The organism is Exiguobacterium sp. 8A (assembly GCF_902506275.1).
Classification (GTDB): domain Bacteria; phylum Bacillota; class Bacilli; order Exiguobacteriales; family Exiguobacteriaceae; genus Exiguobacterium; species Exiguobacterium profundum.
Genome location: NZ_LR733630.1, coordinates 1,185,758 through 1,199,357 on the forward strand (window position 1 = coordinate 1,185,758; position 13,600 = coordinate 1,199,357).

Here is a 13,600-nt window from a genome sequence, read left to right on the forward strand (position 1 = left end):
AGAGGGCTTGTAAACGGTTTGAGAAAAACGTTAACAGAATGTACAAAAGAAAAAGACGCACCTTTCGATGCGTCTCCCTTCAATTCGTCGGAGCCTCTACGACTTGATCGCCATCTTCCGCGTCTTTCGCCAGCAACTTCACATGACGACCGAATAACCACATGACGACGAGATGAGCTTTCGCCTGCGTCTTCGTATAGAACCACCACGGGAGGGCCGGTACGAACTCATGGATGGCGACGAGTCCTTCATCCGAATCCGGTAAGCGTCTAAACTCGAGACGCCCTGTCTGATCCTCTTCACTCAACTTGACGAACTTGCCCCCGTCAATCGCAAAGGACGCCATATCGTCCGTCGCTTCCTGTTCGAGAGATAGATGAAGCGCGACGAACGATGGATCAAGCAGCGCGATCTCCCAATCATCGTCTTCTTTCGTCGTCTGAATGAACGGATACATAAAACGACCGAGCCACTCAAAGTACGTGTCCGCCATCCAAAGCGCCGACTTTTCTTCCGGCAGACCGAACCGCTGAATCGAACGGACGGTATACGATTTCGGTTGCTTTTTCTTCTTACCTCCCGAGGACTGTTTCTCTTCTTCCTCAAGCGCATGTTCGACCGCCTCTTTGAACGGAATCTCTCCCTGGCCGATACCTTCGACCGTGTCTTCTGCGACCATCGCGTGTCCCATGCTCTCGACAAGCGGATAGACGGTCGCCTTCGGTTCACCCGTGACCGCCATGACCCACAGGCGCGACAGTTTGATTGTCGGGAACGGGAAGTCGATCAAGACGCGACGCTTATCCATGACTTCGGCCGTCTGCTCGATCATCTTCCGATACGTCATCACCTCAGGACCCCCGATGTCGATATGACGGTCATAAAGCGACTCGGCACCGACGACCGAGATGAGCGCCTGAACGGCTTCCCGGATGTCGATCGGATGTGTTTCCGTCTTCGTCCATCGTGGCAAGATCATCGACGGCAAACGCTTGACGAGCTTCGCTAAAATCGGGAACGACGAACCTTCCGGACCAATGATGAGTCCCGCCCGTATCGTCGTCACCGGCACGCCCTGACCACCGAGAATGCGTTCGACCTCAAGTCGACTCTTCAAGTGACGCGACAACGTCTTCTCTTGTTTCGGGATGATCCCACTCAAATAGACGATCTGCTCAATGTCGTTCGCCTTCGTCGCCCGGGCGAAGTTATCGGCAATGAGCGCGTCCATGTCCTCGAACGTCGCCTGCGTCAAGCCGCCATCCGGAATCATCGAGTGCACGAGGAACATCGCGTAATCCGCGCCCTCACATGCTTCTTTTGTTGCCTCATATGAAAACAAATCACAGGCACGCCACGTGATATGGGCCTCATCTTCTTTATTCTTCGTCGATCGCGATAACGCGATGATGTCATACTCTTCCTTCAGCTGCTCCATCACGTTCGAGCCGATATAGCCGCTCGCCCCCGCAATGACAATCGTTTTTCGCATAATGGTCACTCCCCTAATTATTCGCATAGAGGTAATGTACCCTTCTTTTTTAAAAGATAAATCAGTCTAAGTATGTAGAGCCTGCTCGACCGATTCATACTAAAATGAGAATAATTAGAAAAAGGAGGGATATTCATGGGATTTTGGTACTTTCTTTTGCTTGGATTGGGAGTAATCCTCATCGTGCGAGGGATTGCAAGTAGCGCGAAACAAGGTGGACTGATTTTAGTCGGACTTGTGATGGTCGGGGTATCCATATTTATGTTCCAAGATGGCAGTGCGGACTTGGTCGCGAATTGGTTGGATCAAATCACCGGTCAATAAGTCACATTCTCGAGTAATCGCGAGGTCCATTGACAACCTTTTAACGTCTTCAATCTTGAATTGATATGGAAGGAGCTCGACAATGAAACAGTTCAAACGAGTAGGTGTTGTGGCGTTATTCGCCTTGATTGGATTTGCTCTTTTCCATTATGCGACCGAGTCGAAGACAGGTTCCGCTGCATGGACGACAGAAGCTGCGACACATCACTTCAAAGATATCTTAGAAGCGCAGCGAGAGGCGATTGAAGCGCATACTCCTCTTGAGAATATCGAGCGAACGAAACTGTCACACGAAGATGACGTCGTCCGGCTCCTCCTCGGTCAGCGGGATTGGGTCGAGCAATTCCACTATACGATTCAGGAGGTACAAGTGGACGAAAAAGGTGGACTTCTATACGCAAATGCTTATGTGACAAGAAATCTTCAATTTGAGAGTGGTGTCACGACCGGGCTTGGTGACGAGATGACGATTCAATTGAGGTCTCCGAATGAGACGATCGAAGAGGTGGAGCTCGACAATCATAGCGTGACACAATCAGGCCAACCCTTTTTCAAACGCTGGATCAGTCGAGTGTTTGACTGAACAAATCCCACTTTCCGATTGGAGAGTGGGATTCTTTTTTAAAACGATAAATCTAAACCAGTACCATCATCAAGAAGTTCTCCGTTTTTAGCGGTATAGTCAACACGAATCTCGGCTCGCTTCAGGATGTCGTTCTCTTGTAACGCAGACATCCACGTCCGAACGCGCTCTTCGTCATCGGCTTCCGGCTCCCGATGAAGCGTCAATAAGATTGTCGGCGAAACGTCGGCTGTCTGATAGGCGATTGGATTTGCCGAGGAGACATCGAGTTGTCGGATACTTTCTTCGTCATATAGGACGACATAGGTGACGTCTGCACCAAACGCCGTATCAATCGAATCTTCAATCGCCTCTGTGACCGCATCTTCCCATTTGGATGAGAGAAACGTATCAACGATTTCTCCGGTCGATTCATTCTCGTAAACATAAAATTCCGTTCCCGTCACCGAATCCACCACAATCGCCGCATACTCAAACGGAAAGTTTCCCATGTTGTCGAATAATACGTCTTCTGTCACTTCAGCATCTTTGAATCGCTCGAGTACATATGATTCAGCCATCTTCATCACTTTTGCTTCCTCATCGGGATCTGGTTGCATCGACCGATAAAAGGCAAATACCAACCCCGCCACCCCAATCACAATCACACCAAATCCGGCCAAAAGCCACTTCAAGTAACGTTTCATGTCGACTCCTCTCATAACTGTTTGTTCATGGCGATGGACGCTTCTTGGAATCCGAGTCGTTTATATAATCGCTGTGCGTCTGGATTCGTACCGAATACACTTAGTCCAATGGATGTTGCGCCAAGTTCTTCTGAGGCAACTCTTTCAAGTTTCTCAAACACTGCTGTCGCATACCCTTGCCCACGGTAGGTCTCTTCAATCAAAATGTGATAAATGAAGATGCGTTTCGATTCAGCTTGAAACGCATACCACAAAATTCCGACACGAATATCTCCGTTCATCACATGAACAATCGTCTGCCCTTCCCCGGGTTGATTGTCTGGGAAGAGGTCCCGAATCAATTGAGTCGATTCCTCTTGTGCCAACACCATCGGAAGTTGATAGTTGCGCGCGACATCTTTTGCATAATCGTCAATCAACCAAGTCACATAATTCGCGATTTCTGGTCCCGTCATCCTGGCAAAATGAATGGTCATCTGTTTACCCCTAATCGTTTTCCCTTAGTGTAACATACAATTTTTGGAATCACTGTTTCTAGTGAAGTTCAGGATTTTGTAAGGTTGCCGCAGATTATATGTAAGGTGCTCCCTTCATACTCGGAAGAGGAAATTGAAAGGAGACATCTATATGAAAGCCACACCATCACATGAACGAATCAATGTCCTCGATACACTACGAGGCTTCGCCTTATTCGGGATTGTTTTTATGAACATCCTCAGTTTATTACGTCCGAGCGACCCAAACACCGTCATGGAACATTATTATATATACGCCCTTCACATCTTCATCGACGGGAAGTTCTTTATGATCTTCTCATTCTTGTTTGGCGTCGGGTTTTATCTCTTTATCTACCGAGCAATAGAACGTGGAGATCGCGCATACGTTTTATTTACGAAACGATTGCTCCTCTTACTCGGCTTCGGCTTGATTCATATGCAATTTCAGCCGGGGGAGGCGCTAACGATTTATGCCGTGAGCGGGCTACTCCTCCTGTTCGCATACCGTCTTCCTCGGTCAGTTAATTTGATTCTAGGTCTGATTGGACTAGCTGTACTCGCTTATACCGGCACGAAACTGTTAATGCCGCTTGCTCTCATCTTGCTCGGGCTTGCAGCGGGGCAGTATGAGGTGTTTCGTCACGTCCATACGCACCGGGTACGTTGGCAGGTCGGACTGGTCGTTACCGGTATTTTATCCGCCGGATTTGTCTGGCTACAATATACGAATTTACCAAGCTTATCGTATTTCAATGTCGGCTACACCCCGACTAATGAAGAAATTCAAGCATATATCCGTATGCTCGACTATTCGAATTGGTCAGCTCCCTTTTTAGCGGCGTTCTATATCACCATCCTTATCAATATGAGTCAACTACGGACGACACGTTCCTGGTTCGCCCCACTTCAAGCGTTTGGTCGTATGGCGTTGACGAATTACTTGCTTCAGACTGCACTTATGGTGACTGTTGCTACATTCGGACAGACGTTCACAACGATTGAAACAGGACTATGGGCAATCGTCATCAACGCCGTATTGATCGTATTCAGTATGGTATGGCTTCGCCGTTTCACATACGGACCGATGGAAAAGGTATGGCGGCTTGGGACATACTCTCGCTTCGGACAAGGTATCCTATCGTCAAAATAATGTAATGTTGAGGAAGGACAGCTGTCAAAAGTGTCCTTCCTCAATTGTGTTTGCAGGAGTGAATTCAATTTCATATGCTTCACCAAGCTCTCCTTGTAAACGCTTCGAAAGTAAGTCTCCTTCACGATTATGTTGCTCCACCTTGATTTCCCATCCTTTAGCAAGTGCATCCGTGTCCCAGTCAATCCATTCTCCGAATCGACTAACCCATTCATAGAAATCACGCTTCAATTGGTCAGAAATCGTAAACTCATTCAATTCTATATTGTATCGACAGGTCGCACACCATGTCGGGTCCGCCCCCACATCCGCCTCTATAGTGATTCTTTTCAAATTTTCACAATCACAAATCCTATTCATTCATTCGCCCCCAGGTTTAAGGTTAGATTCTGCATACGTATTCAAAATTAGGAGGATATCCTTTTGATTTATTCAGTCGAGAAACGTAGAAATGAAAATGGTGTGCAGATTATCTTTCATACAATTGATGGCTTAAGTGGATTAGATGAGACTAGTTGGTTATTCCCTTATTCAGTGACACGAACTAAAGAAAACCATTGGTCTACGCGAACAAATGATTTTCTAGGTTTAATATAAAGTGTCTTTAGCAACTTCATTTGTTGGATCTAGAACAAGAATTTTTTCCGCGATGGACTTTGCTTGTTCATCACTTACAATCTTTTCTGGGACGATGTTCAGAAATAACAGGTTCTCTAAGCGCTTCACATCTGCAGCATCAGTCAAATCCACGGCTCTTTGAGCATGGTATAAGGAAGAGGTATAAGCCCCTTCAATGTGGCAAAGGGGCTGTGATAGGACTTGAAAAGCTAAGTCATGTAATTTATCGTCCTCTGTGTCCAATAACAGATAGACGAGTACGGAGTAATTCGACAGATTTTCATTATCATACGCCAAAGTTAATAAATCATTTTTAAATGTTTCAAAATCAGTAGTTTGATAGATGTCTTTTACTTCTTTAAACCGGCCTGACACAATTAAAGTTTCTAAATTATTTGACACTGTTTATTCACCTACGCATTACTTATTTCTTTTTCTCCATGGATTATGGTAATGAAGCATTTGTGCACTTATAAAGATTAATTTTGGATATAATGGGTTTAAATGTTAAAATTAAAAATCGAAAGGGGACTTTAAATGATCAAAAAAATCTTATGGGTACTATTGATGATGGGGTTAGCTCTATTTATTATTACTTTACAAATCAATCGATTGGGTGAAATGACACCGGAGATACAAATGACATTATTTATGTCGCTAGGAATTGTTGTCGTATTATTTATTCCACCACTCATCATGTCGTTCTTTTCAAATCCAATTATTTCATATCTAAACATTGCATACCAGGGAGTAATCGCTATATCTTTTTTAGGAATGTTGCCTATTGGTTTTATGATTCCAAACGGTATGTTTACAGCGATTATAGCATTGCTTGGGGTCGGGATTAGCTCGATGAGTATCATAACAATTTTAAGAACTAAAGAACTGAGTATTAGAAACTAACATACAAATATTCAAGTGAAAGTTAAAAGTGATGTGCTGATGTCTATGCTGTTCAACTATAGTGAATACTAAAACAAAAGTCGAACCTGTTTAATTAGGTTCGACTCTTTTCATGCCTTCGGAGCCCAATTGTTTTCATAGCCATTTTGAACGGCATAGTGATACAAATGAATGAGTTTCGATTCTTTGCATGTAGACATGTGTTCTGCCGTACGCAGTTCATGATTTCGTTCTACCAAATTGTAGAGATAATCGATATTCGCTAATCGATGATTTTTACTCGTATTACATGTCGGGCATGACAGCACAAAATTCCATAAGACATCATTTTGCATATAAGACCACGGAATGAAATGATCCACGTGAACTTGTCTCACAGGCTTTAGGCAATAGAAGCACGTTGAGTGCCCGTGGCTTAATAGAATTCGTTTAAACTCCTCAAGCGATTGGCGGACAGACACAAACTCCAGCTTGCTCAAGATTCGTTCCATCGCATCTTGGGAATTGTATTTTTCTAAAAAGATGGCTAACTGATAGTTTGTCACGTTCATGAGAACACGCTTATATTTTTCAAAGAAAACGACATACGCTGGAACGAGTTGAATCCATTCTTCTTTTCGATTGAAAGAGTAAATCGTTTCGTTAAAAGAGCGATAGAAAGAACCGTATACGTATTTTTTTATAAAACTGATTCACGTTCCGAATCAATTGATTTTGTTGATGCTCTGGTAAGCGGTCGAAGTTCCAAACTGGCGGAATGTTGTGTTCTTTCTGAAAGGAGACCATCACGTTTTCAACAGCGCTCTGCTTCCCTAGTTGATTCATCTGTGTCAGCCCATGCTTGACGATGAGATTCCAATAGATTTTCGTCACATGCTTGGCAATCTGGTGAAATGACACGACCCCTGATTCATTTAGTTCTGTCGTACATTCGAGTAACGCTTTCATCAATACATGTTTGTACGTAGTCGTATGAGAAGCGTTCATCAGAAATTGTTGCGTAAAGCGCCATAGGTCTGATTCGGTTAAATACACATCTTTTGCCTCAGCGACGCTTAAATCCCATGCCAACGACCTCACCTCCATCCATTACACTATTGATTATAACGAATGCAGAAAGGAAGTGGATCACGGCGCATCAAACAGGAGCAGAAAACTCTCTTTTGATTTGTTCGATATCAATCATTGTCTTTTCATGAACATACTGTACGAGCGCATCATACTGTTCGACCGTATTGAGTTTTTTGAACTTCTCAATATCCCCTTCAAAGCCCGTGAAATAGTCACTTTGATACTCTGGATTGTTAAAGAGTCTTAAAAATTCCATATAGTCCTTGATGGTCATTTGACTCACGATGTGAGAGAGAATGGATTCCCACTCTTTAATCCGCCCCTCATGAATCTGTTTTTTGATGACAATGTCTTGTGCTTGCTCCATTTTGATTTGCTGAATGCATTGCTCCACTTCTAGTCTATATTGGAACAACTCATCTCGATTTCGAGTATCTAGCGTAGGCGTCACTTCGGTTAAATAGTACTGATACCTCTGCTTTCGCGGATGCATGTTCTTGGCTTTTTTAGGGCTTTGATTTGGATCATCGGATTTATTAAATCGTTTCTTTAAATCAATGGATCCTAAAGCCCCAATGATTTCTTTGTTATGTTTTAATGCAAGTTTCCCTACTGTCGGACCATATTTTTTGACGCCATTCACGATCAATTCCGTTGATTTCTTAGACATGCGGAATCCTCCTTTAATATGTATATTTTTATGACGATTTTCAAAAAACAACTCGTAGTTTCTATTCAACAAAAGGATGCTCAATCCCTTGATTCCATTCAAAAACCTAATAACCGGTGTCCGCTCTCCAAAAGAAAAGGATTAATGAGCAGTCACTCAAAAATCCTTCGTCAGATTACTTCTTCTCTTGTTGTTTCTGCAAATACGCTTCACGAAGCTGGTTCAATCGTTCTTTCTTGTTCGAGACAGTCGGCTTTTTGCCGTCCTGGTACTTCGCCGCAGCTACTTTGCTTCTCTTGTCTAATTGATATTTTCCCATGCTCTTCACCTTCCTTTCTTTCTGGATTCAATCAAAAGCAAAGACCCTCTAATTTCAATGAAATTAGAAGGTCTTCATGAAAATCATTGATCGCAGTCGTTACAGACTGCTTCAAAATGGAGACGGCGGGAGTCGAACCCGCGTCCGAAGGCATCGTAACTTTCAAATAATTTAAATGGAGGTTTACATTTCAAGGTTTACTCAAAAGGGAGTCCTACAAATTTATGAACTCGGTTCAAAGACCTTCTTTCAAGAATTATACCTTAATATTCATAGTAATAATATAAGAAACTGTTTAACAATCCCTTATTCAAGGTGTTATAAACTAATACCATCTTAAACAACCAAATTCGTAATTATTTATTTTATAGTTGAGGGATTTTACAACTGGACTCAATTGTTTTAGCTTTAGTTAAAGTAGCTTAGCACTTCAACTTACATACAAAGTATGATTAACGATAATTGAAGCTATTCTTATATCTCACTTTCACGATATTTTATCATTTTAAAGATTACTTCATACATATTAACGTCACTAGCATTTTCAGCGTATCTATACTTATCGGTTTCGTTTAGTTCTTGCCACTCTGGAAAAGTCGAAGCATCAATACCTTTAAATTTCAATAATTGTTCAGAAGTAAACTTTACAATATTGATGTCAATGGTTTGGATTTCTTTATCCAAGTCTATCTCAATTGGTTCTGAGAAACTATAACTTACTAATCTTAGTATCAAGTTAAAAAGAACATTTGACACGTTTTCGCAAAGTTTTAAGCAGTTTTCATTTTTTGTTAAAGGATAATAAATTTCTCTTCCATCTTCAATCATTGAAAAGCTAAGCTTTGATAGATTCGCATGTGCTAACAAATTCCGTAGTTTTCTTGTACTATTATTCTTATCATTAAGAAATCTATATCCTATCTCAGTAATTACCTTTTGGGTTCTAAGTTCGTTAATCACATTCATAAAACTCGCTTCACAGTTTTTTGTTCTATCTTTAAGAATATTTTCTGTGAGATTGAATAGAAAAATCAATGCTACGAAACCATTCCCAGATTTCCCCTTACTATTTGATTACAGTATGAAAGTAAGTTTCCATGATATCTAGAATGAAGCCATACCTTTTCAATAACTTCTCCTTTTGAATATAAATAGCCCTCCATAAGTCACCCTTCTATATAAAGAGAATAATTCTTATACTTTCTATTAAGATTCAAAGAACTCTTATTCATAATTTCCCATTGCATTTCGAACTTTATTTTTCCAATTACCCGTGTGTGTGACTCTTTCAAAATTCCTATTTTCACTATTAAGAAGTTCTGTTCTACTCATCTTACTAAGTTCCTCCCACTCTTCAAAAAGAATGTATATAGCATTACCATAACTAGCACTCTCTAGTACAACTAAGTTTTCAGTTATTTGAGCCCCAAAATATGAACTAAAGCTATTTGTTCCCGAGATATATCGTATAGGTTTCAGTTCTTCAAAAAACTCCATACGATCAGAATAAATATCTATAAATCTTTTTAACGGGTTTCTATGCTTGCTAATCAATCGTTGTATATTCTTTTCAAAATTCTTTTGACCAGGAGGGAAGATTTCCCACTCCACTTGTAATGTTTCTATGTAATCTTTATCTGTAGCTTCTTTTGTAAATACATCACAATGACCAGTATTCTCCATAAGAAGATTACATTGGTACAATAATTTATCCATAAATTTTTCATCATCTTTTAAAAGATGTACATCTATTGAAAACTTAAGATCAAAGGCTTCTTCTTTTTCTTCTAATAAATTTATTTTGATTGTATAGTTTTGGGGTAACAATATTCTTTAGGGAAGACAAGAATCGTTCTAGTTACATCAACAGACCCTTTTCCCCAATCCCCAAAAATAGGGACAGTGTTTGTAAAAGATTTTGGAACTTTAGGTAAGCCTTTTTTTGTAATAGTTCGACCGTTAGCATTATAGTTTGAATATCTACCAACAGAGGGATTTGGAAAGACCTCATCCTCATATGAAAGTTTACCATCATATGAGATCAACAAGTGTTTGTATTTACCTTGAATAATTTCTTCTTTTGTAATTTCTATTACTGTAGCTACTACTACTGATTCGGACTGCATTTCCTCAATTTTTCTTATGATTTTCTCAGGTACTTTTCGTACATTCTTTTTCCACGGCATTTTCATTTATATTCCCTCCAAAATTAGTGTAGGTATTGATAATTACTTTAAATCTCTTTTATAAATTTAATAATTACATTATTTCTAATTCATTCCCAATTTAATTATATCCTATTTTTACTTTTAAATGTATCTTATTCCCTTTAGAAATTTAATTATTTGATGTGGAAGTTCTTTAGGAATATACATGTATATGATGAATTATAAAATTAAGTGCAACACCTGTGTAGTGCAAAATAGGAATGGTTCTTACGCAATGTTGGTGAACGATGACGAGCGACCGGCTGAAGGTGGTCGCTCATTTTTTTGCAATATCAGTGAGCACAACTCGGATTGGGATTTCGACAAAGCACCCGAGTCCTGAGCAAGTCAAAACTTCTCCTTCCATACATGAGTCGCTTCAACATCTTTAGACGGTTGACGTTCCCTTCCACGTAACCGTTGCTCTCTTCAAACCGACAAGCCGCCAGGATTACCTCTATATTTTGATTGAGGCGAACCCATGAAGCGCTTCAATCCGGGATGTGATGTGACCTGTGGATTCGTGATCAACGCAAAGAGATGTTCCACGTCCCGTTCCCAAATCGCCTCCCGAAATCCTTGGATGAAACAGAACGGGATGACCAGGTCTTCGTAACGGACCAACAGGTACGAGACATCGATGGTGTCATCCGGCCTGGTCGCAGACCATTGCCAGAGTAAGCGACAGACGTCCTTGCGTGATATAAAGATCTGGGATTCGGGAAGGATTTCCCTCCGAGCGTCACGTGAACGGTAACGGACTGCGCCAAACGAACCTCTGTATCCTAACTGCCTCAGATAAGCATCCGTTTCCCGGAGTGTGAACCGATTTCGGACACATTCCCTCACATGTGGCATGAAACGATCAATCAGGTGAGGACTTTGTCGTTTCGGCGGGGAGGGGTCGTAAGCCAGTTCACTGTATTTTTTGACGGTCCTCCAATTCAACCCGAGCATCTGGGCGATCGCATTCAGACTCCCCCCTTGGCGGTGCATGCTTTGAACCCTTTCGACCAACCGTCGTTTTGTTTCGTTCTCGGGTTCAGTCAGATGTTGCGGTTTCAAACCGTACGATACAGCACCTTTCGGATTTACAGGGATTCGAGAGGGGAGGACACGCTGGCATATCGAATTGAGGCATCGCCATAGGTTGTCTACGAGGTGTAAGCGGTCGCTCACCACTACGATGTCCTGGTCGAGCAACGCCTCTTGATAGGCCGGGAATCGATCGACCGATGCGCGAACAGGTCGTTTCTCTAGATTCACAAGCCAATCCTTCAACATGTCTGCTTCGCGGGTCCGCAGCAGGTCGATCGGACGATGGGTTGTCGCGTCACAGATGATGGTCCCGTATTGGTGACCCTTTTTGAAGGCGAAGTCATCAATGCCGATTACCTCAGCAGAGGGGCTCGGGACGGGCACGCTTCGTAACACCCTGAGCAGCGTGTCGGGACTGATTCGAAAACCTAGGACGGTCGCGACACGCTCGGCTTCCTTCGCACTCATGGCCAACATCAAAGTGGACAACACACGCTCCGTGCGGAGCGTTCTCCGCGAATGAGAAATGACCCACGGCAATCGCTCTGTAAAGATGGAACGTGTGCATCTTGAGTTGTCGCAGAACCATGTCGGTACTTGAATGTTCAGACGGAAAACCTGATGTATTCCTGAGAAGTCTTTTTAGCCGCCGTGTCGCGAAACGGTGACGTCGGTGACAAGACCGACCACAGTCTGGACAGCATGCACCACTGGATATGAGACGAGCGGCACAATGTTTCACCCCATCGTGTGAGTGAGCACTCGTGACGCACAGTCGATCATCCAAGAACTCCAACTCGTTCATGGGAATCAATCCTTTTTGATTTTATTCTCATAATGTCGGCATCACTACCTCACCAACATTGCGTAAGAACCACCCCTATTTTGCACTACACATATATCGGTGAATCAAGAAGTATACTAGACATAGCGAGTTAACAGATTCGAGAAAAGGGATGGATCGAGCTATGGCAAAAGGGAGAACAACCACATTCGAGGAACGCATGAAAATCGTCAGGTATTGCCTGGACAACGGACGGAACTATCAACGAGGAGAAGCTCGAACGTCGCATCCAACAGATCGAGCGTGAGAACGAGCGCCTGCGGGCCGAGAACCTATCCCTAAAAAAGTTAGAGGAAATCGAGAGGAAAGGTTGATCAGCCAGATCCGGCTACAATTGCGTTATACGGCCATCAAGGAAATGTCGACGACCGACACGTTCCCGGTCGTGCTCCTGTGCGAAATCGCGCAGGTCTCACGGGCCGCCTACTATAAATGGTTGAAGCGTACCGTCTCGGTACGCGAAGAAGAGAACCTGAGCCTATTGAAGGACATCCGCCTCCTCTACGACCAGGTAAACGGGACCTACGGTTATCGACGGATCACCATGACGGTCAACCGCAGACGACGCCAGCATGGCCTGCCGGCATACAATGAGAAGCGTATCTACCGTCTCATGCGCATCCATGAGATCCGTTCGGTCATCCGCCAGAAGCGAAAGCGGTACAAAAAATCGTCACCACAACATGTGGCCGAGAACCTTATGAATCGGGAGTTCAGTGCGTCCCGACCGGACGAGAAATGGTGTACCGACGTCACCGAGTTCAAATATGGTGCCGGGAAGAAGGCGTATCTGAGCGCGATGATCGATCTGTATGACGGATCGATCATCGCCTATCGTATCGGGACGGGCTCGTCCTCCATACGATGACGTCAGCCATCGCAGAGCTCCGTACAGGAGCGAGTTCGATGATCCATAGCGACAGAGGGTTCCAATAATACCTCGAGAGGGTTCAAACGCATGGTAGAAGATGCGAGAATGACCCACAGCATGTCCCGGGTCGGACGTTGTCTCGATAACGCCCCGATCGAGGGTTTTTGGGGTACCTTGAAAGTGGAGATGTACTACTTGCGCGAGTTCCAGGCCTACAGCGAACTCACAACGGTCATCGAGGCCTACATATCGTTTTACAACCACGATCGTCTCCAGAAACGACTAAACGGCTTGAGCCCTGTCGAATACAAGTCTCAAGCCGCCTAA

17 protein-coding genes and 2 pseudogenes are annotated in these 13,600 nt (G+C 43.3%); 5 read left to right on the top strand and 14 right to left on the bottom strand.

Going from position 1 to position 13,600, the window contains the following annotated elements; all coding sequences use genetic code 11:
• Positions 1 to 79: 79 nt before the first annotated feature.
• Positions 80 to 1,492, bottom strand: a complete 1,413-nt coding sequence (locus tag GVY42_RS06055; RefSeq protein ID WP_159562614.1) for an NAD-dependent epimerase/dehydratase family protein — start codon at positions 1,490 to 1,492, stop codon at positions 80 to 82.
• A gap of 135 nt (positions 1,493 to 1,627) precedes the next feature.
• On the opposite strand from GVY42_RS06055, the gene GVY42_RS06060 reads away from it, so the two are divergent.
• Both GVY42_RS06060 and GVY42_RS06065 read left to right on the top strand, forming a co-directional pair.
• Positions 1,628 to 1,816 carry a hypothetical protein gene (locus GVY42_RS06060; RefSeq protein WP_159562615.1) on the top strand — a complete coding sequence of 63 codons (189 nt, stop codon included), beginning with the start codon at positions 1,628 to 1,630 and terminating at the stop codon, positions 1,814 to 1,816.
• A gap of 82 nt (positions 1,817 to 1,898) precedes the next feature.
• A complete protein-coding gene (locus GVY42_RS06065; RefSeq protein WP_159562616.1) occupies positions 1,899 to 2,399 on the top strand; it encodes a hypothetical protein in 501 nt (166 codons plus the stop codon).
• A gap of 38 nt (positions 2,400 to 2,437) precedes the next feature.
• Here the strand turns inward: GVY42_RS06065 and GVY42_RS06070 are convergent, their stop codons facing one another.
• Both GVY42_RS06070 and GVY42_RS06075 read right to left on the bottom strand, forming a co-directional pair.
• Positions 2,438 to 3,085 (bottom strand): hypothetical protein, encoded by a 648-nt coding sequence (locus GVY42_RS06070; RefSeq protein WP_031422891.1) that lies wholly within the window; start codon positions 3,083 to 3,085, stop codon positions 2,438 to 2,440.
• 11 nt (positions 3,086 to 3,096) lie between these two features.
• Positions 3,097 to 3,561 (bottom strand): N-acetyltransferase, encoded by a 465-nt coding sequence (locus GVY42_RS06075; protein ID WP_159562617.1) that lies wholly within the window; start codon positions 3,559 to 3,561, stop codon positions 3,097 to 3,099.
• A 151-nt stretch (positions 3,562 to 3,712) separates the two neighbouring features.
• Between GVY42_RS06075 and GVY42_RS06080 the strand changes: the two genes are divergently transcribed.
• Positions 3,713 to 4,732 carry a DUF418 domain-containing protein gene (locus GVY42_RS06080; RefSeq protein WP_159562618.1) on the top strand — a complete coding sequence of 340 codons (1,020 nt, stop codon included), beginning with the start codon at positions 3,713 to 3,715 and terminating at the stop codon, positions 4,730 to 4,732.
• A gap of 24 nt (positions 4,733 to 4,756) precedes the next feature.
• Here GVY42_RS06080 and GVY42_RS06085 read toward each other — a convergent pair whose 3' ends face one another.
• Both GVY42_RS06085 and GVY42_RS06090 read right to left on the bottom strand, forming a co-directional pair.
• Positions 4,757 to 5,092 (bottom strand): hypothetical protein, encoded by a 336-nt coding sequence (locus GVY42_RS06085; RefSeq protein ID WP_159562619.1) that lies wholly within the window; start codon positions 5,090 to 5,092, stop codon positions 4,757 to 4,759.
• A 228-nt stretch (positions 5,093 to 5,320) separates the two neighbouring features.
• Positions 5,321 to 5,752, bottom strand: coding sequence for a hypothetical protein (locus GVY42_RS06090; protein WP_078147294.1), 432 nt, complete (start codon positions 5,750 to 5,752; stop codon positions 5,321 to 5,323).
• A 135-nt stretch (positions 5,753 to 5,887) separates the two neighbouring features.
• Between GVY42_RS06090 and GVY42_RS06095 the strand changes: the two genes are divergently transcribed.
• Positions 5,888 to 6,253, top strand: coding sequence for a hypothetical protein (locus GVY42_RS06095; protein ID WP_078147295.1), 366 nt, complete (start codon positions 5,888 to 5,890; stop codon positions 6,251 to 6,253).
• Positions 6,254 to 6,363: 110 nt separating this feature from the next.
• On the opposite strand, the gene GVY42_RS16715 is transcribed toward GVY42_RS06095, so the two are convergent.
• From GVY42_RS16715 to GVY42_RS06140, 9 genes and pseudogenes are all read right to left on the bottom strand, one after another.
• Entirely contained in the window at positions 6,364 to 6,804 is a 441-nt protein-coding gene (locus tag GVY42_RS16715) for an HNH endonuclease (RefSeq protein ID WP_159562620.1), read from the bottom strand.
• 91 nt (positions 6,805 to 6,895) lie between these two features.
• A complete protein-coding gene (locus GVY42_RS06105) occupies positions 6,896 to 7,324 on the bottom strand; it encodes a hypothetical protein (RefSeq protein WP_159562621.1) in 429 nt (142 codons plus the stop codon).
• A gap of 67 nt (positions 7,325 to 7,391) precedes the next feature.
• Complete coding sequence (locus tag GVY42_RS06110; protein WP_159562622.1) at positions 7,392 to 7,994, bottom strand: hypothetical protein; 603 nt, start codon at positions 7,992 to 7,994, stop codon at positions 7,392 to 7,394.
• A 175-nt stretch (positions 7,995 to 8,169) separates the two neighbouring features.
• Positions 8,170 to 8,313, bottom strand: a complete 144-nt coding sequence (locus tag GVY42_RS06115; protein ID WP_047795092.1) for a hypothetical protein — start codon at positions 8,311 to 8,313, stop codon at positions 8,170 to 8,172.
• Positions 8,314 to 8,787: 474 nt separating this feature from the next.
• Positions 8,788 to 9,279 carry a hypothetical protein gene (locus GVY42_RS06120; RefSeq protein ID WP_159562623.1) on the bottom strand — a complete coding sequence of 164 codons (492 nt, stop codon included), beginning with the start codon at positions 9,277 to 9,279 and terminating at the stop codon, positions 8,788 to 8,790.
• A 258-nt stretch (positions 9,280 to 9,537) separates the two neighbouring features.
• A complete protein-coding gene (locus tag GVY42_RS06125) occupies positions 9,538 to 10,029 on the bottom strand; it encodes a hypothetical protein (protein WP_159562624.1) in 492 nt (163 codons plus the stop codon).
• Positions 10,030 to 10,109: 80 nt separating this feature from the next.
• Positions 10,110 to 10,505, bottom strand: coding sequence for a hypothetical protein (locus tag GVY42_RS06130; protein ID WP_159562625.1), 396 nt, complete (start codon positions 10,503 to 10,505; stop codon positions 10,110 to 10,112).
• A 308-nt stretch (positions 10,506 to 10,813) separates the two neighbouring features.
• Positions 10,814 to 10,945, bottom strand: a pseudogene (locus GVY42_RS06135) (hypothetical protein); the annotation flags it as partial.
• A 4-nt stretch (positions 10,946 to 10,949) separates the two neighbouring features.
• Positions 10,950 to 12,047 carry a transposase gene (locus tag GVY42_RS06140; RefSeq protein WP_159562626.1) on the bottom strand — a complete coding sequence of 366 codons (1,098 nt, stop codon included), beginning with the start codon at positions 12,045 to 12,047 and terminating at the stop codon, positions 10,950 to 10,952.
• Between the two features lie 419 nt (positions 12,048 to 12,466).
• On the opposite strand from GVY42_RS06140, the pseudogene GVY42_RS06145 reads away from it, so the two are divergent.
• A pseudogene (locus tag GVY42_RS06145) lies at positions 12,467 to 13,600 on the top strand (IS3 family transposase); the annotation flags it as partial.

Excerpts from the sequence above, each read along its gene's own strand:
- GVY42_RS06055 (WP_159562614.1), bottom strand. The coding sequence starts at position 1,492 with ATGCGAAAAACGATTGTCATTGCGGGGGCGAGCGGCTATATCGGCTCG.
- GVY42_RS06060 (WP_159562615.1), top strand. The coding sequence starts at position 1,628 with ATGGGATTTTGGTACTTTCTTTTGCTTGGATTGGGAGTAATCCTCATC.
- GVY42_RS06065 (WP_159562616.1), top strand. The coding sequence starts at position 1,899 with ATGAAACAGTTCAAACGAGTAGGTGTTGTGGCGTTATTCGCCTTGATT.
- GVY42_RS06070 (WP_031422891.1), bottom strand. The coding sequence starts at position 3,085 with ATGAAACGTTACTTGAAGTGGCTTTTGGCCGGATTTGGTGTGATTGTG.
- GVY42_RS06075 (WP_159562617.1), bottom strand. The coding sequence starts at position 3,561 with ATGACCATTCATTTTGCCAGGATGACGGGACCAGAAATCGCGAATTAT.
- GVY42_RS06080 (WP_159562618.1), top strand. The coding sequence starts at position 3,713 with ATGAAAGCCACACCATCACATGAACGAATCAATGTCCTCGATACACTA.
- GVY42_RS06085 (WP_159562619.1), bottom strand. The coding sequence starts at position 5,092 with ATGAATAGGATTTGTGATTGTGAAAATTTGAAAAGAATCACTATAGAG.
- GVY42_RS06095 (WP_078147295.1), top strand. The coding sequence starts at position 5,888 with ATGATCAAAAAAATCTTATGGGTACTATTGATGATGGGGTTAGCTCTA.
- GVY42_RS16715 (WP_159562620.1), bottom strand. The coding sequence starts at position 6,804 with ATGAACGTGACAAACTATCAGTTAGCCATCTTTTTAGAAAAATACAAT.
- GVY42_RS06110 (WP_159562622.1), bottom strand. The coding sequence starts at position 7,994 with ATGTCTAAGAAATCAACGGAATTGATCGTGAATGGCGTCAAAAAATAT.
- GVY42_RS06115 (WP_047795092.1), bottom strand. The coding sequence starts at position 8,313 with ATGGGAAAATATCAATTAGACAAGAGAAGCAAAGTAGCTGCGGCGAAG.
- GVY42_RS06120 (WP_159562623.1), bottom strand. The coding sequence starts at position 9,279 with ATGAATGTGATTAACGAACTTAGAACCCAAAAGGTAATTACTGAGATA.
- GVY42_RS06125 (WP_159562624.1), bottom strand. The coding sequence starts at position 10,029 with ATGGATAAATTATTGTACCAATGTAATCTTCTTATGGAGAATACTGGT.
- GVY42_RS06130 (WP_159562625.1), bottom strand. The coding sequence starts at position 10,505 with ATGAAAATGCCGTGGAAAAAGAATGTACGAAAAGTACCTGAGAAAATC.